The sequence below is a fragment of the Cedecea sp. P7760 genome (genome assembly GCF_013386425.1).
Taxonomy (GTDB): Bacteria; Pseudomonadota; Gammaproteobacteria; order Enterobacterales; family Enterobacteriaceae; genus Cedecea; species Cedecea selenatireducens.
In genome coordinates, this window is record NZ_JACARU010000015.1 from 166727 (window position 1) to 190643 (window position 23917).

A 23917-nucleotide genomic window follows, 5' to 3' on the forward strand; every position below is an offset into this window, starting at 1 on the left:
AGTGAAAGGAATAGTGCTTATCTGATGCGTTTTGCCCGATCAACAATCACCCCATTCTCCCCAACATATCGCTCAGGCCATATCCCAAAGGGATATACCTCAAGCTCTCCATGCACTCAATCTTTCACCGCCATGCCATAGAATTCCTCTGCCCAAAGACGAAAGGGGCGCTAAGCCCCTTTGGTGAACGCAAACATCAGAAAAAATCACTGCTCCAGCAATTTCAAACGCATAACCAAAGGCAAATGATCGCTTACCGCAGGCCAGTTGATGCCTTTTAATTGCTGCTGCTTGCCTGTAGGCAGAAGGATCTCGGTAGTTTCCCAGCGTTGGCCCTTAAATGTCAGGATGTGGTCGATGGCTGCGGCCGGGTTTATGGCAGGCCAGGTCCTGGCATCAAACTCAGGCGATACCTGGCTTTGCCAGTAGCGCTGGAACCCCTGCATTACCGGGCTGCCGGATACATCGTTGAAATCGCCTGCCAGTATTTTTATGGACGTTTCAATGTTGGGGAAGCTGGAAGTGATATTCCCGGCTGCAAAGTCGTTGATAGCGTACATCTGCTGCATGCGTATGGCCGGGTCTTCCTGCCAGTCGAGGTGGCTGGCGATGAATACTATCGGGCTGCTGAAACCGGGTTTTTGTACTTCGGTCGCCAGCATTATGCGCTGTTCTACTTTTGGTGATGGTAGCGGGAACGCTTCGTGGCGGGTGATTGGGTAACGTGAAAGCACGGCTATGCCATATTCCCCACCTTCAAAATCAATTGTTTTGCCAAAGACGCCGTACATGCCTGTCAGCTTTTTTAACTGTTCAAGCTGGTTAACGCCGCCGCTGCGTCGAGTGTTTTTATCCACTTCGCTCAGGGCGATGATGTCGGCATTTAAAGCTTTAATCGCCCTGGCTACGGCGTCGATTGTGCCAACTCGTACCGCCGCTATGTTGTAGGTGGCAACGGTAAGTTCAGGTGCCTTTGCGGATGGGTAGATTTTATTTGGGGTTCCGACTTTTCCAGGGGTGAGCACCACCAATTTACTTTCTTTGGCCGCAGTTTGTTCAGCGGCGTAGCTGGCCGGAATAGAGCTGATGATTACCAGGCTGAGGATAATTTTCCCGGCAGCTCGTAAATGACGGCTGGCGCTTTTTGGGTTTGGTGTTTTTGTTATTCCTGATGTAGCGATTGTTCGTAGTAATGTAGATTTCATAAACGGCATTCCTTCGCGATCTTATAAAGGATGAATGGATATAGCTGGTCAGGGTAAACCAGCCGTAAAGGGTGAATCTTTAATGACTTTCCGTCGCCTCATCTTTAACGGCGGGGCTGCATGTTTGTGTCAAAGCTTCTCGCAGCTGGCGGTTATCGCCCTGTGCGGCGTATCTATCCGGCCAGATTTCACGCGGATGCACACCAGGCGCACCGGCAATTAAAAACTCACCTTTTGGCCATGGGCGTGTAAGCGCGTTTGCTAATGTCGAAGAAGCCAGCCCGGCTGCTCGCGAAACGGCTGCCGGTGATGTTTCTTTTTTACGTAAACCCGCAATAATATCTGCTGAATGCCAATTCTCATTCATAACTCCCTCCACTTATTTATCTAACGGTTATTTCTTAGTGCGTGATCTAACTTAAAATAAATGAAAGTGGCTGGATACTACGAAGAACGTAGCTTTATAGTTATGAGAGTCAAATCGGCAAGAAAGTCTTGGGTTCTTAAATTATCGTTTCTTTTTACATGGCTAACTAATTGATGCTAAATGATTAATGTTTTTATGTTATCTGGTTTTTTATGTCTTAGAATGTTTTTCGGTCACAAAATTTAAATCTATTTAAACGTCGTGTGGATGATTTTATTTATTATTGGGTGTTTAAGTAAGAGGGTTAATTTATGGAGTTGAATAACTAAGAAGACATTATCTCTGATGATATAAGCGTGCCGGAACATCGCAACCGTAATGGGGAGCATGGTATGGTCCATTCCCGTATGGAGACGACCCACACGACCAGTTCTGGATTAAACAGGGAATAGATTATGCAAAAAATACGGCTATTAAGCGGCTCCACTACACCTTAACCGGCGTGCTGCTGTTGCTTGTCGCAATTATGCCGGTTATCGGCTTCACGGCTAACGGAGTGCGTTAGCCACCTGATGCAAGGCTGCCAGTCTAAAATATTATCCTCTGATAATCCGCGCCGCCTGGTGGGATAGTCCATTGAAAATAGCATCGCTGATTTGTTGGGGAAAGTCGGCTGGCAGTTCTGCTGTAACTGTGGCGATAACTTCCTCTGTACGAGCGGCCATTTCCTGCATAAGGTCGAACGCCGTTTTCGGAGAAAATCCGACATGATCGGCAGTGCTGATGAAATGCCGGGGTTGGATCATCGAGAAATGGTACTGCCGATTCTTCCCTTGTAATGCCATTGCCATCTTCGCTTTTTGGAGAGGGATCCCGCCCGTTTCAAAGATCGGGAAGGCAGACATAACATCGTACAAGGGGGTCATACGAAATGATGACTCTGGCTCGATGAACAAGCTAAAATTCTTCCCGTGACCGTCGATAGCGGCCAGCATCCAGAAGAGGATCTGTGTTTTAAAGAATATTTCACGATCCTGCGTTGCAACACGAGAGCCTAACAATAATTTCATTGCATCCGCGATGCCCGGTCCGCCGTGTGACTCATATTTCAGGGCCGGGGCAACGCCCAATGCCTGGCAAAAGTCCTCCTGGGGCAGCCGCAGCAGCCAACCATCGCGAGACCATCTTCGGTCAAAACGTTCGACTACCAGCACTTTCTTTTGACCAAATACGGCAAGTTCTGCATTTGCAACCGGGAATCCAAACGCTCTGGCAATACGCAAACACAGCCACTCGTTTTCGCAGCTTTCACTCAGGTCAATGTTGTTCTGCTCTATTCTGCCAATCGGGAGTTTGAAAATGTGGCTGGTCGGGGTGCTACCCTGCGGCCTTTGCCAGCGTGCCTGGTACCAGAGTAGGGCTGTTTTTTCCTGGGCTCCGGCTAATGAAATACGAAAATCAGCGCCTTCTTCCATTCCCAACGGAGCCATCTGGTAACTATCCAGTAGGGTTTCTATCTGAGAGTCATCCAACGGCTCTGCCAGCGTTTCCATTACGGAGGGGATGTCACTTCCAGAAGGGTAAAGCTGTATGGCACCCACGCAGTCACGCCCGACACTTGCTAACAGATCGAAAGGGTGTGCTGTTTCTACATGGAAGCGGGCCTGCATCCGGGCAATAATCGCCTCGGAGTCGGGTAAAAGGTTGCTGAAGAAATTGAAAACTTCTTTTCCTCTTATGCGGCTATGCTGGAGGGGTAGTGACAACGAGATGGCGCGTGCACCGGGTTCAGACAGCCACTCGGGTACGTACTGAAATGACATCGCGCCGCTGCCGTCCCGGTACAATGTGCCCACCACATCGCCGTTCATGGCCACGGTCAGAGTTTGTGTTCTCATCTCTTACCACTCCTTTTTCCAGTACCCGGCTGCTCTCTCATCCATGTTTGTGTCTTTTTTCACCACATGCAGTTCAAGATCCAGTGCTGAGAGGATTTTAAATAATGTCTCCAGCTTGGTGGACTCTGGTCTGTTCTCGAAATCAGAGACAGTTGTTTGCTTGATTCCAATCATCTCCGCGGTTTTGGTTTGAGTCAGTTTATTGATTTTTCGTTGGTCTTTGACTGCGTAAGCCAGTGAGGTCGGTGACGTTACTTTCATCATTATCCCCTTTAGCGGATATTTTAATAAAATCCCCTGTAGGGGTTAAAATAAGATTATCCTCTGTGGGGGTTAAATGCAATTTATCCTTTATAGAGGATAAGGTTTTTTGATGGGCTGGCAGAGATGGGTTCTGGTGTGACTCATAAAGTCACGTCCATTAAACAGAAGCCCCGGCCTCCCGGCCAGGACTTTGCAAGCTGCTACTTCGTATAAAACCGATAAGTCGCCGTATAAGGCACTTTCAGCGTGGCGCCAAACGTTGCCGGGTCGCAGTTCGTCGGGCCGGTTACGCCGCCGCGAGTGTCCACTCGCTGGATGCTGCTCACGTTAGCGAACAGGCCTGGCTGGGCCTCTGAGGTGCCGGTCAGCAGCAGCCACGGAATAGAGCCTTTATCTTTCGTCGGGCGAGTGGCGCTCAGCGCTCCGGCGACCACGCTGCCGTCCGTGGCCTGCCAGTGCGGGCCGTCGAAGTGTTTGCCGAAGAGGTGCTTCAGGCCTTTGTCGCTGAACAGGTCCGCTTCCGGGGCCTGGAATACCCAGCTCCCGGTTTTGGCCCCGGCGTCCGTTGCCGCGCAGCGGTAGATTTGCACGCCACGGGCATAAAGCTCGGTTTGCAGATGCTCGCCTTTTGGCGCATCGATAGAAGTCTCTGCGGCGTTCGCCAGGGCCGGAAGCCCGCCTGTCATCAGCGTGAAACACACGGCCGTTAAGAAGCGCTTGCTCATGACGTCACTCCGCACACCATACGCGCGCCGCCGCCGCCGAGCATTGCCGGGTGGTCAGAGTGGTTATCGCCGCCGGCGTGGATCATCAGCGAGTGGCCTTTGAGGTCAGACATTCGCAGGCGAGGAGCCAGCACCGGGTAGGTTGCCGTGCCGTCGCTGTCTACATACAGCGCAGGCAGGTCGCCGAGGTGGCCGTTGCCCCACGGGCCTTCGTGTTTGCCGGTGTGGGCCGGATCTAAGTGGCCGCCCGCCGCCAGGCCTGCCACCATTTTGCCGTCCTGCATGCCGGGGCCGCAGTTCGGATTAGTGTGAACGTGGAAGCCGTGAATACCCGGCGGCAGGCCTTTCAGGTTTGGCGTAAAGACCACCCCATATTGGGTGGCGTGATATTCAATTGTGCCCGCTGGGGTTGAGGTGCCGTTGGCGTCCACGGTGTTCATGGTCACGGTGGCGGCCTGCGCCAGCCCGGTACAGGCGAGGGCGGTAATACACAGCGTCAGTTTTAGCGTTTTTAACGTGTTCATCGTTTAACCCTGTATTTTTATCGGATGATGCAAAGAGACAGATGTCGCAAAATTTTGTGCTACGGGCTTATGCGCGGCAGCAAGCTGGTTATAACAAACCGTTTTGCGGCGTGTTTGATTGCTCTGATAGGTAAAATTGTGGGTTGAAATTCAGCGTGAAGATTTTTAAAAACAATATTTTCATGAGCTTATCCTGTGGTCGGGAACGATTAAAGGGAGAGGCCTGAATGAAAAATAAAGCGTATATAGCGGTGATAAGAGAGAGTGCAAACGACCGGCTAACGATCGTTAAAAATTATTTGACTGCTATGCCTTAACTAAAGCATAGATGATTGCGCTGAGCGGGTTGAATACGGTTGCTAAAAATCGCGAGATTGTTAAAAAGCCTTTAATTTTCATCCGGCTTGATAAATAAGATATATCCGAATAAAAAAGGGCCGTTAAACGGCCCTTGAAGTGAATAAAACGATTTAAGCCAGCGGGCGGGAGCCAATCATTCGGGCGCTCTTAATCCACGCCATAGATCCCATCAGCGCAATCGCCGTCAGCAGGATGTACTCCAGCGACATGGCATACACGCCCTGAATGGCGTAAATCACCACGCTAATCACGTCGATAACCACCCACAGCAGCCAGTTCTCAACGTATTTACGGGTCATCAGCACCATCGCGGCGATCGACAGGATCAGCATCGCGGAATCCCACAGCGGGAAGGCGTCCGGCTGGAGCTGCGGCATCTCAACCGCCACGCCTAGGCTTTGCATAATGCCCACCGCAATGCGGGTCAGCACGGCGAAGACCGGGTCGATAAAGAAGGTCATCAGCGCGATGGCGACCAGGCATACCGCCACCAGCGTGAATGCCTTGCTGCGCGGCAGCCAGCGGATCTTCAGGGCGGCCTCGTTGGCTTCGTTCTGGCGGCTCCACGCATACCAGCCGTAAAGGTTAGCGGCGAAGAAGAACACCTGCAGCAGCAGGCTGGCGTAAAGCTGGATCTGGAAGAAAATCGCCGCAAACAGCGTGACGTTAATCAGGCCGAACAGGTAGTTGATGATTTTCTCTTTGCTGGCGAACCAGATGCAGAGCAGGCCGAAAACGGTGCCGATGGCCTCGATCCACGAGAGCGCGTAGCCGCCTTCGCCAAGCGGAATGGTGACCATCACATTCTTAATGCTGAAGAAATCCATGATTACTGCTCCTGGCTGTCAAGGTAGAGCGCTTCGAGGGCGAGTAGGATCTCGCGGGATTCACCCTGCAGGCAGGACTGTTCCTGCTGCTGGTAGTTGTTAATGCCTTCTTCAAGGTTGCCGCTGTGCTCCACGACCACGTTGAGCACGGAGGCAATGCGTAAGCCGCGCAGCGCGCCGACCACCATTAGCGGCGCCGTTTCCATATCCGCGGCGAGGATGCCCTTGCCGGACCAGAACTGGTTAATCTCGTCTTCGCGTTCGGTGTAGAAGCTGTCGTGGCTGCGCACGTAGCCGCAGTGGCTGGCGTAGCCCAGGCGTCTGGCCTGTTGAGCAAGATGATGCACCAGGCCGATGTCCGCGCAGGCCGGGTAGCCTTTGTCGATGTACATATTGCTGGTGCCGTCGTCCCGCACGGCGGCGGTGGCGATCACCAGGTCGCCGAGGCGAATATGGTTTTGCATCGCCCCACAGCTGCCGATGCGGATCAGGTTGGTGACGCCAATCTGGCGCAGCTCTTCCACGGCGATGGCGGTAGAAGGCCCGCCCATGCCGGTGGACATCACCAGCACTTCCACCCCACGGAACCAGCCGCGCAGGGCGCGATATTCCCGGTTGCTACCGAAGTCTTCTACGTTTTCCAGAAACTGAGCGACGTGTTCCACGCGTTTAGGATCGCCCGGCAGGAGCGCATAACGGGCGTGCGTCATCTCCCGGCTGAGCCGGATATGGGGCTGGAGTTGGGTCATGATGTTTTACCTGGCGTTAAACGAGCCCTGTAAACGGGCTCAGGATTTACTGCTGTTTTTAATGTTCGGCGTGCTGGCGCAGGCGTTGAGGATCGATAACCTGAATATGCTCGCCGTGAATCACAATAATATTTTCTTCCCGCAGCTCGGATAAAATCCGGTTGATACTGCGCGGCGCCACCGCAAACTGCTCGCTTAATTGCTGCTTATTAAGCAGGATGTCGCCCTGGATCTGCTGGTGTTTTTGCCATAACGCCAGGCAAATACGCTGATGTAACGAATAAAGAATGTCTTCTCCGGCCTTTTTGGAGAGCTGATAATATTGATCGCTGACGGCCTGTAATATTTTTTGATTAAAGTAATTGTCTAACGCCAGCCAGCGAATAAAATCTTCCCGCGTCAGCACTAATAGCGCCGCGTCGCTAACCGCTTCTACCGAGCAGATGTATTGCCGCCGCTCGAAGATTTCCAGCTCGCCCAGCATGTCGCCCTTTTTATAGCGCGCCTGGGAATATTTTCGCCCGTCGTCGGCGGTGGTGAAAACGTCAATTTCCCCTTTAACGATCAGGTGGAACTCATCGCAGGTTTCACCCTGGCGGAAGATCAGCGAGCCACGAGGGTAATGTTTTAGCTGCCACCTGCGCAGAATATCCAGCGGGCAATACTTCAGCAGCTCATACAGCGTCGGGTCGCCGGTCACTCTTTCAATGACGCTGAGCCAGTCGCTTTGTCTGCTCTCGTTTTTCATGGTGTTCACTATAAAATTTCCCGTCAAATAAGGACAGGACGCCCGTCCCGCGCTGCCCACAGATTAGCGCGAAAACTGCCAGCGGGATCTGAAATCCGCATCGTGGCCGGGACATTTGTCCCGCCGGTTCGCTGACGGAGTGGGCGATTTGCTCTTTTTTCGTACATACTGTTTTTGAAGTTCACCCAATCTATTAACTGTTTATGATTTTAATCAAGGAGTTAACATGTCTGGTTGGTTCGAATTAAGCAAAAGCAGCGACGGGCAGTTCAAGTTTGTGCTCAAGGCCGGTAACGGGGAAGTGGTCCTCACCAGCGAGCTGTATAAAACCCGCGCCTCGGCGGACAACGGCATCGCCTCGGTGCGCACCAACAGCCCGCTGGACGAGCGCTACGACAAGAAGGTCGCCAGCAACGGGAAGTTCTATTTTAACCTCAAGGCCGGGAATCATCAGGTGATTGGCACCAGCCAGATGTACGCCACGGAGCAATCCCGCGACAAAGGCGTTGCCTCGGTGAAAAATAACGGTGGAACCGAAACGGTGAAAGATAAGACTTAACCAAAGCCTGGGGCGGCGGGGCAATCCGCGAGCATTCACCTGGGTGATGTTTCGCGTGATGCTGCCCCGGCCGCCTTTTCCCGGCCGCAGCCTCAATGGCTTGTTGTTTATCGCCGGGAGCCTGGCCGTAAAAATGAAAGTGGAATCTACCCCCGTGGCGTATCGCCATGCCGGGCTTCATCTGCCCGCAGAGAATAAAATCCCCGGCACGAGTCTCCAGCAGCTTGTTTCTCAGGTCAAAGACAAAACAGGCATCGTGCCTGCACACCTTATCTCGCTCCAGCGCGTGGCCTCGGAGCACAACTGCATTATCGGCATTCGCCCGGTGGACAAGCTGGCGACGGCGCTGATTGAGGCCGGTCATCCAACCAAAGGTTTTCACATCAAGGGGAAAAGCGCCTCGTGGGGGCCGCAGGCAGGGTTTATCTGCGTGGAGCAGAGTTTTAGCAAGCTGGAGAACGCCTCGCCCGAGCGAATCGCAAAATTCAACTTGCAGACGCAGGCCTGTATCGCCGAAGGGCATGCCGTAGCCGTGCCGCTGGAGGTTTCCCAAAGCCGTCTGCATAACCTGTTTGAGCAGGGGCTTATCGATAAGCTTTCCCCGGAGAATACCCGCGGCGTGAGCCATCTCAGGGCCAGCGGGCCGGGCGGCGAGCGCTATGCGTTTGAGGCCCAACGGCTGCCGGGGAACGGAGAGGCGCGATATCGAATTTCCCATCATGGTACGCCGCTGGAGGTGCTTGCTCCGCATGCCGAAGCCAGGCCCTTCACAGCAGATTATGATTTGCTGGTCATCGCCCCGCACGTTAGCGAGCTAGGGCCGGAAGACAATTTGCAGGTGCCGGACGTGTCGCATCAGGTTTTTCGCCAGCGGCTGGAAAATTACCGCACGCTTCCCGAGCACGCGGCGTTGCGGCAGGACTATGACGACCCGGCGAGCTTCTACCGCAAGAGCGACGGTGAGATAGGCAATGCCAGCGAACGCGCTCGCCGGATGATCGGCGTGCTTAACCAGGCGCTGGCAGGAGAGGGCGAAAAAGTCGTGCATCACGCAACCGACAACGCCAACCCGGTGACCGACCCGGAGAGCAACTATCCGGCCACGTTTGCGCTGCCGTGCAAAATCGGACGCTTCGAGCCTTTGTGCATCATTGAGAATAAAGACGATTTGGCCGAGCTGGTGATGCAGGCGAAGAACGCGGGCTACCACGTGCCGCTGAATCCGCTGTGGGAAAAAGAGGTGCTTGGCGTGCGAAGCGACAGGTTTACCGCCGCGAAGCTGACGCTGGAGGCGGCGCAGTTAGCAAGGCCGGTTCGGCAGCGTTGAGATGTGTTTTGCGAGGCGTGCCGATATATCGAACGAAAAAAGCTCAAAAGCGCACCCATTGTTCAAAAAATGATCGCGGACGGGTCGATACTGAAAACAGAAGCATATGACTTACCCAAAAGTTAACTCACAAAGGGATATGCTGATGAAAAGAGATCTACAGGCAGTAAAGAATTTTGATTTTCTGGCGCGCAGCTTCGCGCATATGCAGGCTTCGGGGCAGCAGGTGAATCTCCAGGCCGTGACCGGCAACATGAGCCACGAGCAAAAAATGTGGTTCTGCGAACGCTTCAACCATTATTGCATCGAAGAATCCCGAGCCGCCGCGCTCGAACACTGAAACAACGGGCCAGTAGGCCCGTTGTTTGTTTTAGCCCTTCAAAGCGTTTACTCATCCAGACTCATCGCTAATTATCGGTTATCCAACTGGGCACGCACATTGTTCAGGCCGGTCGTATTGATCCGGTACGGCTGCCCGTTGCTGGATTTAATCAGCTTCTTGGTTTTGAGTTTTTTGAACACGGCCAGCGTGCAGTCGCTAAGCAGCAACCCTTCACGGGTATAACATTCAACGGCGGTGACGCGGCCAGAGCTGTCGCGGGTGTGAACGATGCGTCCCCCTTTCGCTAAAACGTGAAGGGTACGTTGTTCCTGACGGGATAAATTCATACTGGAAAAGCCTTTTCATCATCATGTGCAAAACGTGCCAACACAACGCGTGTGTTCGCATACGGATTAAGCGCAGTGATAATCAGTCCGTCCCGTGGTGGGCGGGGAGCTGATTATCTGATGATTACATTCTCCAGCATCAGGCCTCTGAGTGACTTCGGTTGAGGAAACGGGCGGATAATAACACATAAAAACTAGAGGGGAATAGTCAAGGGATCCAGCTGTCCCACGCGGGCTGCGGCGCAAGTTGCTCTACCAGGAAATCAATAAACGACCGGACCTTCGGGTTGCTGTATTTGCTCGGGAAATAGAGGGCGTACAGCGCGTGGGTTTCGTAGGTGATGATCCCGTCCAGCAGCAGCGGGGTTAGCTCGTCCTTTTGAATATGGTCGCCAATCAGGTAGGTGGGCAGGTAGGCGACGCCCTGATTTTCCAGTACGGATTTAAGCAGCACCAGGCTGCTGTTGGCCTGGATTGGGGGGCGCATTTTTAGCAGGTGCTGCCGCTCGTGCTCGTCGGTAGTTTTAATCTGCGGCGTTAACCCAGGGTAAACCAGGCAGTCGTGCGTCACCAGGTCCGTGCGTTTGCCCGGCATCCCTTTCTTGCTGAGGTAGTCTGCGGTAGCGCAGTAGGCCCAGCGTACCGGCGCCAGTTTGCGCATGGCATAATTTTGCGGCGGAGAGGTGGATATTCTCAGGGCGATATCAAAGTCGGATTCATTAAGATTAATAAAGTTATCGTTAAGGTCGATATAAAGATTCACGTCGGGGAAGTTCGCCCGGTATTTATCAACCAGGTTGACCAGCCTGGCGTAGCCGAACGCAATCGAGCAGGTGATGCGTAATTCCCCCTGCGGATTATTGTAATAGCTGGATGTGGTATTTAGCGTATCGTCGAACTCTTTAATTAACTTATTAGCGCGCTTAAACAAATATTGCCCCGCATCGGTCAGCGTAATGCTGCGGGTCGTTCTTTTGATAAGCGTTGTTCCCAGCAAATCCTCCAGCGCCGCCAGGCTCTTGCTCACCGCCGAAGGCGACACGCTGAGCTGAGCTGCCGCTTCAGACAGCCCACCGCAATCGATAATTTTGACGAACACCTCGAGATGCTTGAGTGAAATTGGCGCGCTCATTCTTTCCTTTTATTCACAAGTGATTTGCGGAAACGGTATTAATTCCCCATACCAATCCAATTTCAAAAGTGTAACTATTGCGTTGTAGTAAATAAAGAAGTTAGAAAATGAATTTTATACATCATTAGTGATTTGCATCACAAAAGCCCGGGGATTTAATTGCAGCAGTTGGTAATTGTGATTTTCGTCCCAGTTATTATTACTTTTATTGAGAAGGTATCCTTTATGTGGACACGCCTCGAACCCTACAAATCATCATTTGTTCTTTTATTTGCTCTTATTGTCGGTGGCCTGCTGGGTATTTATGCCCCGACTTACGCCATTAAATTACAGCCCGTCGGGCAAATATTCCTCAACCTGTTGTTTATGATTATTGTGCCGCTGGTTGGCGTCAGCGTGATGTCTTCTATTGCCGGCATGACCGATCTTAAAAGGCTGGGCCGCATCATGGTGGTTATTTTTATTGTCTCCATCGCCATGGCGCTTATTCCCGCCGCAGGCATTGTGCTGCTGGCGCTTTGGTACAACCCGGCTCAGGGCGTGACCATCGATCTTTCTCACTCGGTGAAAGGCGGCTCGGGGGAGATGGATTTTGTCAGCATGGTGACCACCAGCGACTTCGTTGGCCTGTTTTCCAAGTCGAACATTCTGGCGCTGATCGTCATCGCGATTATTGCCGGGGTAGCGATTGGCCAGTCGGCGGACGCGGGCAGGCGCATCGCCGCTCTGCTGCAGGACGCCAACACCGTTATCATGAAAATTGTCTCGATTATCATGCAGATGGCACCGGTCGGGCTGGGCTGCTACTTCGCGGCCACCATGGCAAGTCAGGATGCCGCGCTGCTGATGACCTTTGCCCGCGCCATCGGGCTGTTTATGGCCGCAACGCTTATCTATTACGTGCTTGGCTCCATTTTCTACTCGTGGATTGGCGGCGGGATCCCGGCGGTGAAAGCGTTCTGGCGGCACGCCATTGAACCTTCAGCCACCGCGCTGGGCACCTGTTCTTCGCTCGGGACGCTGCCGGTTACGCTGCGCGCGGGCAAGGCGATGGGTATCAACCCTGAAATCGTCGATGTCTCGATTCCGCTGCTGGTTAACCTCAATAAAGGCGGTGTGGCGATGATTGCCGCGCTGAAAATCGTCTTTATCTATTCGGTTCTCGGCCTGCCGTTTACCAGCGAAACCTTCTTCCTCGCGATGCTGATTGCCGTGCTGTCGGCCATTATCGTTGGCGGCGTGCCGGGCGGCGCGTTCCTCGGGGAAATCTTTATTGTGACCACGCTGGGTCTGCCGATGGAGGCCATCCCGCTGCTGGTGGTGCTTGGCACCATTACCGACGCCCCGGCCACGCTCATCAACGTGATTCACGATCTTAATGCGGCACAAATCGTTGAGCGCTTCGCCGGAAAGAAGCGCACTGAACCTCAGGCAAGCGCCCCGCTGGCGGCGGACGGTATTGCGGGCTAAGCCCTTTGAATGGAATGAATCAGGAAATAACGGGAGATTTTTATGAAACAGAAAATGCATCTTGAAACCCAACTGGTCACCGCCGGACGGGAGAAACGCTACACCCAGGGCGCGGTAAATGCGGTGATTCAGCGCGCTTCCTCGCTGGTTTTTGACAGCGTAAAAGACAAAAAATTTGCCACTGCCAACCGGGCAAACGGCGAGCTGTTCTATGGTCGCAGAGGCACGCTGACGCATTTCTCCTTCCAGAAGGCGATGACCGACCTGGAGGGCGGCGCCGGGTGCTCGCTTTATCCGTGCGGTGCGGCGGCGGTCACCAACGCGATTCTGGCCTTCGTCAGCGGCGGAGACCATATCCTGATGACCGGCGCGGCCTATGAGCCAACACAGGACTTCTGCAATAAGATCCTGAGCAAATTTAACGTCTCAACGACGTACTACGATCCGATGATTGGGGCCGGGATAGCTGAACTTATCCAGCCCAATACCCGCGTCGTTTTCCTTGAGTCTCCGAGTTCAATTACCATGGAAGTTCAGGACGTTCCCGGCATGATTAAGGCGATTCGTGCCGTTAGACCGGACATTGTCATCATGCTGGACAATACCTGGGCCGCCGGAGTGCTGTTCCGCGCGCTGGATTATGGCGTAGATATCTCGATTCAGGCCGGGACCAAATACACCATTGGCCATTCGGACGGCATGCTGGGGACGGCCGTGGCCAACGAGCGTTGTTGGGATCGCCTGCGTGAAAATTCCTACCTGATGGGCCAGACGCTGGATGCCGATACGGCGTATATGGCCGCCCGTGGCCTGCGCACGCTGGGGGTGAGGCTGAAGCAGCATGAAGAAAGCAGCCTCGCGATTGCCCGCTGGCTGTCAGAGCATCCACAGGTGGAGCGGGTTAACCATCCCGCGCTGGCAGAATGCCCTGGGCATGCGTTCTTCGAACGTGACTTTTCCGGCAGCTCCGGCCTGTTCTCCTTTGTGCTGAAACAGCGCCTGACGGACGAACAGCTTGCTGGCTATCTCGACAACTTCGCGCTGTTCCATATGGCGTATTCCTGGGGCGGGTTTGAGTCACTTATCCTGGCCAACCAGCCGGAAGAGCTGAATGAAATCCGCCCGGCCGGAAAGGTAGACTTCAGCGGCACGCTGGTGCGCGTGCATATCGGTCTGGAAAACGTTGAAGAACTGATTGCCGACCTCGAAGCCGGTTTCGCCCGCCTCGTCTGATTCCCTCCTTTGCCGCTCGCAAGGGCGGCCTTTTCGCCCGAGTTATTCCGCTATTCCCTCTCCATTGGAATAAAATATTCGTGATAATGCGCACGCATTTGGAATAAAATATTCCATACTATGCACTGCAGAACACACTAATGGATGTCCCGATGAAGATTAATTTAACCAAACTGGTCACTGAGAGCCGCAATACGGCGAGCGCGGAAATCGATACGCTGCCCACTTTAGACATGCTCAAAGTTATCAATAACGAAGACAAACAGGTGCCGCTGGCGGTTGAGGCAACGCTGCCGCAGGTGGCTCAGGTCGTCGATAAAGTCGTGGCCGCATTCGCCCGGGGCGGCAGGCTGATTTACAGCGGCGCAGGGACATCAGGCCGGCTGGGTATTCTGGATGCAAGTGAGTGCCCGCCAACTTTCGGCACCCCGCGTGAGCAGGTGGTCGGCCTGATTGCCGGCGGGCATCCGGCCATTTTGCAGGCGGTGGAGAACGCCGAAGACAGCCGTGAAATGGGCGAGCAGGATCTGCGGAACCTGAACTTTAGCGCGCGAGACGTGCTGGTGGGGATTGCCGCCAGCGGCCGCACGCCGTACGTGCTCGGCGCCATGGCCTATGCAAAAAGCATGGGCGCCACCGTCGCGGCAATCTCCTGTAATCCCGGCAGCGAAATGAGCCTGGCGGCAGATATCGCCATCGAACCCGTGGTCGGCCCCGAAGTCGTCACCGGCTCTTCACGCATGAAGGCGGGCACGGCGCAAAAGCTGATCCTGAATATGATCACCACCGGGTCGATGATCCGCAGCGGCAAAGTCTACGGCAACCTGATGGTTGACGTGGAAGCCACCAACGCCAAGCTGATTCAGCGCCAGATTAATATCGTGGTTGAGGCTACCGATTCCAGCCCTGCGCAGGCAGAAGAGGCGCTCAATGCCTGCCACCGTCACTGTAAAACGGCGATCTTCATGCTGCTGAGCGGCCTGTCTGCCGCAGAGGCCAGCGAGCTGCTGGCGAAAAATCAGGGCTTTATACGCAAAGCATTGCAGGGGTTAAAAGGATAGCTATGGCGAAAATCACCGGCTCGATGATGGAACAAGTCCTGCGCCTGACGGGCGGCAGCGGCAATATTCTTGTCTGCGGCAACTGCATGACGCGCCTCAGGCTGACGCTCAAAGACAGAGATCTCGTCCAACACGACGAACTGAAAAAAATTCCCGGCGTGATGGGCGTGGTCAACGGCGACGATCAGCTGCAAATCATTCTCGGCCCTGGCAAAGCGCAAACCGCCAGCGAGCTGATGAATTCGATGCTGAAGCAGGGCGGCCAAAGCGAGCCGGAGAACGGCGAAAGTGCGGATCTGGCCGCGCTCGCCAGCCAGAACAAAAAGCAGATGAAGGCGAAGCAGAACAGCGCGGTGCATAACTTCCTCACCAAGTTTGCCACCATTTTCACGCCGCTGATCCCGGGCTTTATTGCCGCCGGGCTGCTGCTGGGGATTGCCACGCTGCTGCAGCAAACGCTGGTGGTGGAAGGCACAACCCCTGCGGCGTGGCTGACCCAGCTTATTGCCTATATGAAGGTGTTCAGCATCGGGCTGTTTACCTTCCTGAGCATTCTTATCGGCTTCAATACCCAGAAGGCTTTCGGCGGCACCGGCGTGAACGGGGCCATCATCGCCTCGCTGTTTATTCTGCGCTACGTGCCGGAAGGCAAAGTGGGCTATTACGCCGGGATGGATACCTTCTTTGGGCTGACAATCGACCCGCGCGGCAACATCATTGGCGTACTGCTGGCATGTATTCTGGGGGCGTGGATCGAACGCCAGGTGCGGCGGATGATCCCGGATAACCTGGACATGATCCTTACCTCGACGATCACCTTGCTGATCACCGGGGCTATCACTTTTGTGGCGATCATGCCCATCGGCGGCGAGCTGTTCAAAGGCATGTCGTGGCTGTTTATGCACCTGAACGGCAACCCATTCGGGACGGCGATTCTGGCCGGGCTGTTCCTGATTGCCGTGGTATTTGGTATTCATCAGGGCTTTGTCCCGGTGTATTTCGCGCTGATGGATGCCCAGGGTTTCAACTCGCTGTTCCCTATTCTGGCGATGGCCGGTGCGGGGCAGGTAGGCGCGGCGCTGGCCCTGTTTGCCCGCTCTCCAAAAGGCTCGATGCTGCGCACGCAAATCAAAGGGGCCATTATTCCCGGCCTGCTGGGCATTGGTGAGCCGTTGATTTACGGCGTGACGCTGCCGCGCCTTAAGCCGTTTATCACCGCCTGTATCGGCGGCGGGATTGGTGGGTTCTTCATCGGGCTGGTGGCCTGGCTCGGGCTGCCCGTCGGGCTGAATACCGTCTTTGGCCCGTCCGGATTAGTGTCGATTCCGCTGATGACCTCAAGTCAGGGGATCTTCGCCGGGATGGCGGTTTACGTCGCCGGGATTATTATCGCCTACGCCGCCGGTTTTATCATGACCTGGTTCTTTGGCAGCAAGAACGTTGATTTAACTTAAGTTAATATACCTCTGCCCGCCCGCGCTCTGCGGGCGGCATTATTCCCACTTCACATCTATCGTTACCCACTTTTTTTCTAAGGACAGAAAAGCATTAGCGATAATTTTTTATTCTTTTATGGAATCGTTGCCGTTGGAAATACTGCTTTCTCCCCCGAGACAGGAGCAGAATCATGGCAGCAAAACGACACTCACTTTGGCTGGTTGCACTGGCCTTAATCGCAGCTCAGGCCCACGCGGTGGACGTCACCGTGGCGTACCAGACTTCCGCCGAACCCGCCAAAGTTGCGCAAGCCGATGATGCTTTTGCCAAAGACAGCGGGGCAAAAGCGGAATGGCGCAAATTCGACAGCGGCGCGAGCGTGGTTCGCGCGCTGGCTTCCGGCGACGTTCAAATCGGCAATATCGGCTCCAGCCCGCTAGCCGTGGCGGCCAGCCAGAACGTGCCGATTGAGGTCTTCCTGCTGGCCTCCCAGCTCGGTAATTCGGAAGCGCTGGTGGTCAAAAAAAGCATCAAATCTCCGCAGGATCTCATCGGTAAACGTATCGCGGTGCCGTTTATTTCCACCACCCATTACAGCCTGCTGGCTTCCCTCAAGCATTGGGGTATTAAGCCGGATCAGGTTCAAATTCTTAACCTACAGCCTCCGGCAATTATTGCCGCCTGGCAGCGCGGCGACATCGACGCCGCCTATGTCTGGGCGCCCGCGGTGAAAGAACTGGAAAAAGACGGCAACGTGCTGACGGACTCTGCGCAGGTGGGCAAATGGGGTTCCCCAACGCTCGACGTGTGGGTGGTGCGTAAAGACTTCGCCGAAAAACACCCTGATGTCGTCACCGCCTTTGCCCGCAGCGCCATTGCGGCCCAAAAAGGCTATATCGACAACCCGGAGCAGTGGCTCAAGCAGCCGGACAACCTGAGCAAGCTCTCGCGCCTGAGCGGCGTGCCGGAAACCGACGTCCCTGGGCTGGTGAAGGGCAATACCTACCTGACGGCGAAACAGCAGGTCGAGCAGCTTAGCGGCCCGGTGAATAAAGCTATCGTCGATACCGCGAAGTTCCTGAAAGAGCAGGGCAAAGTACCTGCGGTGGCAACCGACTATAGCCAGTTTGTGACCGACCGCTTCGTGAAGCCGCTGGCGCAGTAACCGTTAACAGGAGGCACGGCGATGCTACAGGTTTCGCATCTTAGCGCGGAGTACGGCGGTAAAGCGGTACTCGACGACATTAATCTGACGGTGGACGAGGGCGAACTGCTGGTGGTGCTCGGCCCTTCCGGCTGCGGTAAGACCACGCTGCTTAACCTGATCGCCGGTTTCGTCCCCTATCACTCCGGCAGTATTACGCTGCAGGGCAAAACGGTTGAGGGCCCTGGCGCCGAGCGCGGGGTTGTTTTCCAGAACGAGGGGCTGCTGCCCTGGCGCTCGGTGCTGCATAACGTGGCTTTCGGGCTGCAGCTTGCCGGGCAGCCTAAGCCGCAGCGTGAAGAGCTTGCGCTCGACATGCTGCGCAAGGTTGGCCTGGAAGATAAAGCCAAACGCGCCATCTGGCAGCTTTCCGGCGGGCAGCGGCAGCGGGTGGGCATTGCCCGCGCGCTGGCAACAAAGCCTCAGCTTTTACTACTGGATGAACCCTTCGGCGCGCTGGATGCCTTTACCCGCGAGCAGATGCAAACCCTGCTGCTAAAGCTGTGGCACGAGAGCCGCCGTCAGGTGCTGCTGATTACTCATGATATTGAGGAAGCGGTGTTCCTGGCGACAGAGTTAGTGTTGCTGTCACCGGGCCCAGGCCGCGTGCTGGAGCGGCTACAGCTTGATTTCGGTCGTCGTTTTGCCGCCGGAGAGCCGTGCCGCAGCATCAAATCTGACCCTGAATTTATCGCTAAGCGCGAATACGTGCTGAGCCGCGTGTTTGAACAGCGGGAGGGCTTCTTATGAGCGTAGTCATTCAGGACAAACCTGTGCGCCGCCGCCTTACGCTGCGCTGGCCGTTTTCCCGGCAGCTGACGCTTAGCGCGGCAACGCTGGTGACTCTGGTGCTGCTGTGGTGGTGGGTTGCCTCTCAGCACTGGGTCAGCCCGCTGTTTCTTCCGCCGCCGGGGCAGGTGCTCTCGAAGCTGATTACCATAGCCGGGCCGCAGGGCTTTATGGACGCCACGCTGTGGCAGCACCTGGCCGCCAGCCTGGGGCGCATTCTTACCGCGCTTGCCGCTGCGGTGCTGATAGGCATCCCGGTGGGCATTGCGATGGGGCTGAGCTCCACCGTGCGCGGCATCCTTGATCCGCTGATCGAGCTTTACCGTCCGGTGCCGCCGCTGGCCTATTTGCCGCTGATGGTGATTTGGTTTGGCATCGGCGAGACCTCCAAAATCCTGCTGATTTACCTCGCGATTTTTGCGCCGGTAGCCATGTCCACCATGGCGGGCGTGCGCAGCGCGAAGCAGGTCCGTATTCGTGCCGCCCAGGCGCTGGGCGCGTCCCGTTTGCAGGTCATCTGGCATGTGATTTTGCCGGGAGCGCTGCCTGAAATTCTGACCGGCTTCCGCATCGGGCTGGGCGTGGGCTGGTCCACGCTGGTGGCCGCAGAGCTTATTGCCGCGACGCGCGGGCTGGGCTTTATGGTGCAGTCGGCCGGTGAGTTTCTGGCAACAGATGTGGTACTGGCCGGGATCGGCGTAATAGCCGTCATCGCATTTTGTTTAGAACTGGGGCTGCGGGCGCTACAGCGCCGCCTGACCCCGTGGCATGGAGAAGGGCAATGAGTGAAAAAGTGAACGTTAAGCCATTGGGGCCGTACATCGGGGCGCAGGTCAGCGGCGTGGATCTGACGCGTGGCCTGAGCGATAACCAGTTCGAGCAGATTTACCACGCGCTGATCCGCCATCAGGTGCTGTTCTTCCGCGAACAGGAGATAACGCCTTCTCAGCAGCGCGCGCTGGCTCTGCGCTTCGGCGACCTGCATATCCATCCGGTTTACCCGCATGCGGAAGGTGTGGAAGAAATTATCGTGCTGGATACCCACAACGATAATCCGCCGGATAACGACAACTGGCACACCGACGTGACCTTTATTGAAACGCCGCCTGCCGGGGCGATTCTGGCCGCGAAGCAGCTGCCGGAAACCGGCGGGGATACGCTGTGGACCAGCGGGATTGCTGCCTTTGAGGCGCTGTCGGAGCCGTTTAAAAAGCTGCTGTCCGGGCTGGAGGCAGAACATGACTTCCGCAAATCGTTCCAGGAGTACAAGTACTCCCATAACGAGGTCGAGCACCAGCGCTGGCGCGAAGCCGTGGCGAAGAACCCGCCGCTGCGCCATCCGGTGATTCGTACTCATCCGGTCAGCGGCAAGCAGGCGCTTTTCGTCAACGAAGGCTTTACCACCCGCATCGTCAACCTGACGGAAAAAGAGAGCGAGGCGCTGCTGGGCTTCCTGTTTGCCCACATCACCAAACCGGAGTTCCAGGTGCGCTGGCGCTGGCAGCAAAACGATATTGCCATTTGGGATAACCGCGTCACCCAGCATTATGCCAACGCTGATTATCTCCCGGCTCGCCGCATCATGCACCGCGCGACTATTCTGGGCGATAAGCCTTTCTGGCGCGGTTGATAAAAAAATAGCGCCTGATATCAGGCGCTATTTTTAGATTTTTTTAAGCCCGAACCTTCACCGCAACCAGCAGGGCCGTCAGCAGCATCAGGCTGCCGGATAGCATCAGCGGAGCCAGCAGGCCGAGGTTATCCAGCGCCAGGCCGCCCACCGCCGCGCCGCAGGTGTTGGCCAGCTGAATAACGGCCACCTGAATCGACCCGGCTTTTTCCGCCTGGTCCGCCAGCGAACGGGTGATCCACGTTGACCAGCCTACCGGCACCAGGGCAAAGGCCAGGCCCCAGACAACCGCAATCACCGAAGCCACCGTTTTATTCGTTCCCCACAGCACCAGCACCGCAGCGCTAACGGCGAGAATCAGCGGCGCGCAGGCCAGCGCCAGCTTTAACGAGCGTTTCAGAATAGGCGCGGAAAGCGAGGTGCCGACGAAGCTTGCGATACCAAAGCTCAGCAGCACCAGCGTCAGGCCGTCAACGTCGAAGCCCGACATCGTCATGTAAACCGGACGGATATAGGTAAAGAACGAGAACTGACCCGCAAACGCCATGAAGATGGCGAGCATGCCCGCCAGCACGCCCGGCCGCTTTAACAGGCCAAACATGTTTTGCTTCTGGTGCGCCGGTTCACCCGGCAGCGAAGGCAGCGCCTTCCAGACCCAAATAATACAGGCTACGCCCATCAGCGCCGCGGCGTTAAAGACGTTGCGCCAGCCTATTATTCCGCCGAGAAAGCTGCCCAGCGGGGCGGCAATCACTAACGCAATCGACACCGCGCCGAAGATAACCGACAGCGCCTTTGGCACCGTGCGGGCAGGAACGAGGCGCATGGTCAACGAAGCCGACATGGCCCAGAAGCCGCCAAGCGCCAGCCCGAGGCAGGCGCGGCCCAAAAGCAGCAGGGAGAAATTACCGGCAAATGAAACCAGCAGGCAGGAGGCGGTGAGCAGGACGGCAAAAAGCAGCACCACGCGGCGGCGATCGGTGGAGCCAATGAGGTTGGTGATAAACAGGCTGGCGAACATGGCCACAAACGCGGTGACGGTGACCGACTGCCCGGCAACGCCCTCGGAGATATTCAGTTCCTGTGCCATAGGGGTCAACAGGCTAACCGGCAAAAACTCAACGGTAATCAGGCAGGCGACGCAAAAAGCGATAGCAAATACTGCTGACCAATTGGGGCGGGTTATCGAGGTCGCCGGAATGGCGTGGGGAGCGGTCTCATTCATCCTGAAGTCCTGGGTAAGTTTTCGATGGCAAGCCCTCCAGTGTATCACCGCTTGCGCAACGACTTTAACGTTTTGGCAACTTTGCACGGTATTGCGCATTTGGCGTTCAAGATTCCCTTTCCTGTGTTAAACAAAAAATAAACAAATTTAACAATAAATATACAATATTCTCATGCCTGGAGGGACGCATAACCCCCTAAATAAACGAGGTTTTTGCTGCTTTATCCCCGTATTCCCGAAAGGTTGTCCTGGTGATTTCTTAGGCGTTATTAAGACCGGACTTACCTAACATAAAGAATTGGCATCTATTACTTAATTCAAATTTGGCTTAATTTAGCCCCACTTCGTCACCTGGTGCGAATATATATAAATTTTATTTTTGATTATTAAGGATGACTTCTTTACGGCCATGAAATAACGGGCCGGGGAATCGTTTGTCTTTAATTCTCATGAAAATACTGAGCATTCTAAGGAATTCCCACAGGATGTGGGAAATGCGTTATGCGGTCATTTAAGACCGATGATGATTCAAACGGCGTAATGAAGGATGCATTGCTCCGATGTGCGTTTTATATATGAAGGAATACCCATGAAATTAAGCAAAATCGCCTCTTCACTGATCGCCACCGTTGCTCTGGTAAGCGGCGCCGCTAACGCAGCAGATCCAGTTACCGTTAATGGCGGTACCGTGCATTTCCAGGGCGAGCTGGTTAACGCCGCTTGCGCAGTAAGCACTCAGTCCGACGGCCAGATCGTTAAGCTGGGCCAGTACCGTACCGCCGCTTTCACCAAAGTGGGCGATACCTCTTCCCAGATTCCATTCAACATCGTGCTGACCGATTGCGATAGCACCGTTGCGGCTACCGCTTCTGTGGCATTCACCGGCCAGACTGATGCAACCGATCCAACCCTGCTGGCGGTGAACTCAGGCGGTAACGCTACCACCGCGAAAGGCGTAGGTATCGAGATCCTGGATCGTGGTTCTAAGACGCTGTCTCCAAACGGGACCGTGTTCTCTACCGCTCAGACTCTGAACGACGGTGAGAACACCATTCCGTTCACCGCTCGCTATAAAGCTACTGCTGCTACCGCCACTGCCGGTGCTGCAAACGCGGACGCTACCTTCGTAATGAAATACGAATAATCAGCGACAGCTGATAGCACAAGGATGATTCAGCCTCAGGGACGAGGCTTGTCCGACGTGAGTCCAGAGAGGACGATGATGACAAGGAAAATCCTGCTCCTGGCTATTCTGGCAGCGGTGAATCCCGTTCAGGCAAAGCGCATTGTGGTTATCCACGGCGGTGAAGTGCACATGCAGGGCGAGTTGGTCAACGGCGCCTGCGCCGTCGCGCCTGAAAGTCAGGAAATGACCGTGCAAATGGGTCAGTACCCAAGCAACGTTTTTAAAGATGTTGGCAGCTACGCGCCGCCCAGCATCCCTTTTACCCTTCGGCTGACGGACTGCCGCCCGGAGGTTTATGACCATGTTGGTATCGCGTTCCAGGGCTCAACCCCGGCGGAAGATCCTCAGGTATTTCTGGCTACATCCAGCGTAAGCGGCAATGACGCCAGCAGCGGGATTGGCCTGGCGTTATTTGACCAACAGCAGCAGTTGATTATTCCAAATAGCGAACCGGCTTCATATTCGCCAATAACCACGCAGGAAATGAGCTTTCATTTTACTGCGCGTTATCGTTCGGTTTCTAAGCACATGTCGCCCGGAAATATTCGCTCCGACGTCTGGTTCACGCTGGTTTATCCCTGAACCTCTGCTTCTCCATTCTGGCTATTTTGATGGTACCTGTCGTGATGAACAAATTATATAAAGCCGCTTCGGCGCTGATGCTCTCTTTAATGATTACCTCTCTTAATGCGCAGGCTGCGGGCGGTATTGCCCTGGGCGCCACGCGCGTTATTTACCCGGCCGATGCGAAACAAACGTCGCTGGCCATCACCAATAGCGATCCTAAAGAACGCTTTCTGGTGAACTCCTGGATTGAAAACGATCTGGGGCAGAAAGAGAAAAGCTTCGTGGTCACGCCGCCGCTGTTTGTCAGCGAGCCAAAAAGCGAGAACACGCTGCGTATTATCTATGCCGGACCGCAGCTGCCGAGCGACCGTGAGTCCATCTTCTGGATGAACGTTAAGGCGATTCCTTCGGTGGATAAAAACAGTGTTGAGGGCAAGAACGTCCTCCAACTGGCGGTTCTCTCCCGCATTAAGCTGTTTGTACGTCCTAAAAACCTGCAGATGCAGCCCGAAGACGCCCTCAAGCAGATTCGCTTCGCCCGCAGCGGCCAGTACCTGAAAATCAGCAACCCTTCTCCTTACTATGTGTCGCTGGTCAACCTGAAGATGGGCAACGAGAAGCTGCCTAACACCATGGTGGCACCAAAAAATAGCGTGCAGGTTGCCGTGCCGTCTGGCGTTCAGGGCGCCGTGAGCTTCCAGAGCGTGAACGATTACGGCGCGGTGACGAAAGCACAAGCGGGTGTCATGCAGTAAAGCCGG

Annotated in this window: 26 protein-coding genes; 14 read left to right on the plus strand and 12 right to left on the minus strand. The window is 55.0% G+C overall.

All coding sequences use genetic code 11. The features are described 5' to 3' along the window. Positions 1-206: 206 nt before the first annotated feature. From HX778_RS06285 to HX778_RS06325, 9 genes are all read right to left on the minus strand, one after another. Positions 207-1205, minus strand: a complete 999-nt coding sequence (locus tag HX778_RS06285; protein WP_255483351.1) for an endonuclease/exonuclease/phosphatase family protein — start codon at positions 1203-1205, stop codon at positions 207-209. A gap of 79 nt (positions 1206-1284) precedes the next feature. Then, the gene (locus HX778_RS06290; RefSeq protein ID WP_176981539.1) at positions 1285-1572 is read right to left on the minus strand and encodes a helix-turn-helix transcriptional regulator; all 288 of its coding nucleotides are present in this window, start codon (positions 1570-1572) and stop codon (positions 1285-1287) included. Positions 1573-2168: 596 nt separating this feature from the next. Next, positions 2169-3470: a type II toxin-antitoxin system HipA family toxin gene (locus HX778_RS06295; RefSeq protein ID WP_176981540.1), complete on the minus strand. Its 1302-nt coding sequence runs from the start codon at positions 3468-3470 to the stop codon at positions 2169-2171. Between the two features lie 3 nt (positions 3471-3473). Beyond that, complete coding sequence (locus tag HX778_RS06300) at positions 3474-3734, minus strand: helix-turn-helix domain-containing protein (protein ID WP_370527350.1); 261 nt, start codon at positions 3732-3734, stop codon at positions 3474-3476. 200 nt (positions 3735-3934) lie between these two features. Continuing rightward, a complete protein-coding gene (locus tag HX778_RS06305) occupies positions 3935-4459 on the minus strand; it encodes a DUF3455 domain-containing protein (protein WP_176981541.1) in 525 nt (174 codons plus the stop codon). After that, positions 4456-4983 (minus strand): superoxide dismutase family protein, encoded by a 528-nt coding sequence (sodC, locus tag HX778_RS06310; protein ID WP_218167033.1) that lies wholly within the window; start codon positions 4981-4983, stop codon positions 4456-4458. The genes HX778_RS06305 and sodC overlap by 4 nt, the downstream gene beginning before the upstream one ends. 470 nt (positions 4984-5453) lie before the next feature. Continuing rightward, a complete protein-coding gene (gene pnuC, locus HX778_RS06315) occupies positions 5454-6170 on the minus strand; it encodes a nicotinamide riboside transporter PnuC (protein ID WP_176981542.1) in 717 nt (238 codons plus the stop codon). A gap of 2 nt (positions 6171-6172) precedes the next feature. Then, the gene (locus HX778_RS06320) at positions 6173-6919 is read right to left on the minus strand and encodes a nucleoside phosphorylase (protein ID WP_038478733.1); all 747 of its coding nucleotides are present in this window, start codon (positions 6917-6919) and stop codon (positions 6173-6175) included. A gap of 58 nt (positions 6920-6977) precedes the next feature. After that, the gene (locus tag HX778_RS06325; RefSeq protein WP_370527351.1) at positions 6978-7676 is read right to left on the minus strand and encodes a Crp/Fnr family transcriptional regulator; all 699 of its coding nucleotides are present in this window, start codon (positions 7674-7676) and stop codon (positions 6978-6980) included. Between the two features lie 217 nt (positions 7677-7893). On the opposite strand from HX778_RS06325, the gene HX778_RS06330 reads away from it, so the two are divergent. The 3 genes from HX778_RS06330 to HX778_RS06340 all read left to right on the plus strand — a co-directional run bounded on the left by HX778_RS06330 (position 7894) and on the right by HX778_RS06340 (position 9893). After that, complete coding sequence (locus HX778_RS06330; protein WP_176981543.1) at positions 7894-8226, plus strand: YegP family protein; 333 nt, start codon at positions 7894-7896, stop codon at positions 8224-8226. A 46-nt stretch (positions 8227-8272) separates the two neighbouring features. Continuing rightward, entirely contained in the window at positions 8273-9553 is a 1281-nt protein-coding gene (locus tag HX778_RS06335; RefSeq protein ID WP_255483352.1) for a CyaA/EF/ExoY family adenylyl cyclase toxin, read from the plus strand. Between the two features lie 139 nt (positions 9554-9692). After that, entirely contained in the window at positions 9693-9893 is a 201-nt protein-coding gene (locus HX778_RS06340) for a glycogen synthase (protein ID WP_038478739.1), read from the plus strand. A gap of 71 nt (positions 9894-9964) precedes the next feature. Here HX778_RS06340 and HX778_RS06345 read toward each other — a convergent pair whose 3' ends face one another. Together HX778_RS06345 and HX778_RS06350 are read right to left on the minus strand one after the other, a co-directional pair. Continuing rightward, positions 9965-10222, minus strand: coding sequence for a YjhX family toxin (locus HX778_RS06345; protein WP_038478742.1), 258 nt, complete (start codon positions 10220-10222; stop codon positions 9965-9967). Between the two features lie 208 nt (positions 10223-10430). Then, on the minus strand, positions 10431-11354 hold the full coding sequence (locus tag HX778_RS06350) for a LysR family transcriptional regulator (RefSeq protein WP_176981544.1): 924 nt from the start codon (positions 11352-11354) through the stop codon (positions 10431-10433). 225 nt (positions 11355-11579) lie between these two features. Between HX778_RS06350 and HX778_RS06355 the strand changes: the two genes are divergently transcribed. The 8 genes from HX778_RS06355 to tauD all read left to right on the plus strand — a co-directional run bounded on the left by HX778_RS06355 (position 11580) and on the right by tauD (position 20178). Then, positions 11580-12824 carry a dicarboxylate/amino acid:cation symporter gene (locus tag HX778_RS06355; RefSeq protein ID WP_176981545.1) on the plus strand — a complete coding sequence of 415 codons (1245 nt, stop codon included), beginning with the start codon at positions 11580-11582 and terminating at the stop codon, positions 12822-12824. Positions 12825-12866: 42 nt separating this feature from the next. Then, positions 12867-14057, plus strand: coding sequence for a cystathionine beta-lyase (metC, locus tag HX778_RS06360; protein ID WP_038478751.1), 1191 nt, complete (start codon positions 12867-12869; stop codon positions 14055-14057). A gap of 152 nt (positions 14058-14209) precedes the next feature. Beyond that, entirely contained in the window at positions 14210-15118 is a 909-nt protein-coding gene (murQ, locus tag HX778_RS06365) for an N-acetylmuramic acid 6-phosphate etherase (RefSeq protein WP_176981546.1), read from the plus strand. 2 nt (positions 15119-15120) lie between these two features. Continuing rightward, positions 15121-16572, plus strand: a complete 1452-nt coding sequence (gene murP, locus HX778_RS06370; protein WP_176981547.1) for a PTS N-acetylmuramic acid transporter subunit IIBC — start codon at positions 15121-15123, stop codon at positions 16570-16572. 173 nt (positions 16573-16745) lie between these two features. After that, positions 16746-17720, plus strand: coding sequence for a taurine ABC transporter substrate-binding protein (gene tauA / locus HX778_RS06375; protein WP_176981548.1), 975 nt, complete (start codon positions 16746-16748; stop codon positions 17718-17720). A gap of 21 nt (positions 17721-17741) precedes the next feature. Then, positions 17742-18509 carry a taurine ABC transporter ATP-binding subunit gene (gene tauB, locus HX778_RS06380; RefSeq protein WP_176981549.1) on the plus strand — a complete coding sequence of 256 codons (768 nt, stop codon included), beginning with the start codon at positions 17742-17744 and terminating at the stop codon, positions 18507-18509. Further along, a complete protein-coding gene (tauC, locus tag HX778_RS06385; RefSeq protein ID WP_038478764.1) occupies positions 18506-19333 on the plus strand; it encodes a taurine ABC transporter permease TauC in 828 nt (275 codons plus the stop codon). Before tauB ends, tauC begins: the two co-directional genes overlap by 4 nt. Then, the gene (tauD, locus tag HX778_RS06390) at positions 19330-20178 is read left to right on the plus strand and encodes a taurine dioxygenase (RefSeq protein WP_038478767.1); all 849 of its coding nucleotides are present in this window, start codon (positions 19330-19332) and stop codon (positions 20176-20178) included. The genes tauC and tauD overlap by 4 nt, the downstream gene beginning before the upstream one ends. Positions 20179-20221: 43 nt before the next feature. Here the strand turns inward: tauD and nepI are convergent, their stop codons facing one another. Further along, positions 20222-21403 (minus strand): purine ribonucleoside efflux pump NepI, encoded by a 1182-nt coding sequence (gene nepI, locus HX778_RS06395; RefSeq protein ID WP_038478770.1) that lies wholly within the window; start codon positions 21401-21403, stop codon positions 20222-20224. Positions 21404-21992: 589 nt separating this feature from the next. On the opposite strand from nepI, the gene fimA reads away from it, so the two are divergent. From fimA to fimC, 3 genes are all read left to right on the plus strand, one after another. Then, positions 21993-22547 (plus strand): type 1 fimbrial major subunit FimA, encoded by a 555-nt coding sequence (gene fimA, locus HX778_RS06400; RefSeq protein WP_038478773.1) that lies wholly within the window; start codon positions 21993-21995, stop codon positions 22545-22547. Positions 22548-22625: 78 nt separating this feature from the next. Beyond that, on the plus strand, positions 22626-23171 hold the full coding sequence (fimI, locus tag HX778_RS06405) for a type 1 fimbrial protein subunit FimI (protein ID WP_038483179.1): 546 nt from the start codon (positions 22626-22628) through the stop codon (positions 23169-23171). Positions 23172-23248: 77 nt separating this feature from the next. Then, entirely contained in the window at positions 23249-23911 is a 663-nt protein-coding gene (gene fimC, locus HX778_RS06410) for a type 1 fimbria chaperone FimC (protein WP_370527356.1), read from the plus strand. The last annotated feature ends 6 nt before the right edge of the window (positions 23912-23917 follow it).

Bases quoted from the DNA above. Each gene is read 5' to 3' on its own strand.
- HX778_RS06285 (WP_255483351.1), bottom strand. From the start codon at position 1,205: ATGAAATCTACATTACTACGAACAATCGCTACATCAGGAATAACAAAA.
- HX778_RS06290 (WP_176981539.1), bottom strand. From the start codon at position 1,572: ATGAATGAGAATTGGCATTCAGCAGATATTATTGCGGGTTTACGTAAA.
- HX778_RS06295 (WP_176981540.1), bottom strand. From the start codon at position 3,470: ATGAGAACACAAACTCTGACCGTGGCCATGAACGGCGATGTGGTGGGC.
- HX778_RS06300 (WP_370527350.1), bottom strand. From the start codon at position 3,734: ATGATGAAAGTAACGTCACCGACCTCACTGGCTTACGCAGTCAAAGAC.
- HX778_RS06305 (WP_176981541.1), bottom strand. From the start codon at position 4,459: ATGAGCAAGCGCTTCTTAACGGCCGTGTGTTTCACGCTGATGACAGGC.
- sodC (WP_218167033.1), bottom strand. From the start codon at position 4,983: ATGAACACGTTAAAAACGCTAAAACTGACGCTGTGTATTACCGCCCTC.
- pnuC (WP_176981542.1), bottom strand. From the start codon at position 6,170: ATGGATTTCTTCAGCATTAAGAATGTGATGGTCACCATTCCGCTTGGC.
- HX778_RS06320 (WP_038478733.1), bottom strand. From the start codon at position 6,919: ATGACCCAACTCCAGCCCCATATCCGGCTCAGCCGGGAGATGACGCAC.
- HX778_RS06330 (WP_176981543.1), top strand. From the start codon at position 7,894: ATGTCTGGTTGGTTCGAATTAAGCAAAAGCAGCGACGGGCAGTTCAAG.
- HX778_RS06335 (WP_255483352.1), top strand. From the start codon at position 8,273: ATGTTTCGCGTGATGCTGCCCCGGCCGCCTTTTCCCGGCCGCAGCCTC.
- HX778_RS06340 (WP_038478739.1), top strand. From the start codon at position 9,693: ATGCTGATGAAAAGAGATCTACAGGCAGTAAAGAATTTTGATTTTCTG.
- HX778_RS06345 (WP_038478742.1), bottom strand. From the start codon at position 10,222: ATGAATTTATCCCGTCAGGAACAACGTACCCTTCACGTTTTAGCGAAA.
- HX778_RS06350 (WP_176981544.1), bottom strand. From the start codon at position 11,354: ATGAGCGCGCCAATTTCACTCAAGCATCTCGAGGTGTTCGTCAAAATT.
- HX778_RS06355 (WP_176981545.1), top strand. From the start codon at position 11,580: ATGTGGACACGCCTCGAACCCTACAAATCATCATTTGTTCTTTTATTT.
- metC (WP_038478751.1), top strand. From the start codon at position 12,867: ATGAAACAGAAAATGCATCTTGAAACCCAACTGGTCACCGCCGGACGG.
- murQ (WP_176981546.1), top strand. From the start codon at position 14,210: ATGAAGATTAATTTAACCAAACTGGTCACTGAGAGCCGCAATACGGCG.
- murP (WP_176981547.1), top strand. From the start codon at position 15,121: ATGGCGAAAATCACCGGCTCGATGATGGAACAAGTCCTGCGCCTGACG.
- tauA (WP_176981548.1), top strand. From the start codon at position 16,746: ATGGCAGCAAAACGACACTCACTTTGGCTGGTTGCACTGGCCTTAATC.
- tauB (WP_176981549.1), top strand. From the start codon at position 17,742: ATGCTACAGGTTTCGCATCTTAGCGCGGAGTACGGCGGTAAAGCGGTA.
- tauC (WP_038478764.1), top strand. From the start codon at position 18,506: ATGAGCGTAGTCATTCAGGACAAACCTGTGCGCCGCCGCCTTACGCTG.
- tauD (WP_038478767.1), top strand. From the start codon at position 19,330: ATGAGTGAAAAAGTGAACGTTAAGCCATTGGGGCCGTACATCGGGGCG.
- nepI (WP_038478770.1), bottom strand. From the start codon at position 21,403: ATGAATGAGACCGCTCCCCACGCCATTCCGGCGACCTCGATAACCCGC.
- fimA (WP_038478773.1), top strand. From the start codon at position 21,993: ATGAAATTAAGCAAAATCGCCTCTTCACTGATCGCCACCGTTGCTCTG.
- fimI (WP_038483179.1), top strand. From the start codon at position 22,626: ATGACAAGGAAAATCCTGCTCCTGGCTATTCTGGCAGCGGTGAATCCC.
- fimC (WP_370527356.1), top strand. From the start codon at position 23,249: ATGCTCTCTTTAATGATTACCTCTCTTAATGCGCAGGCTGCGGGCGGT.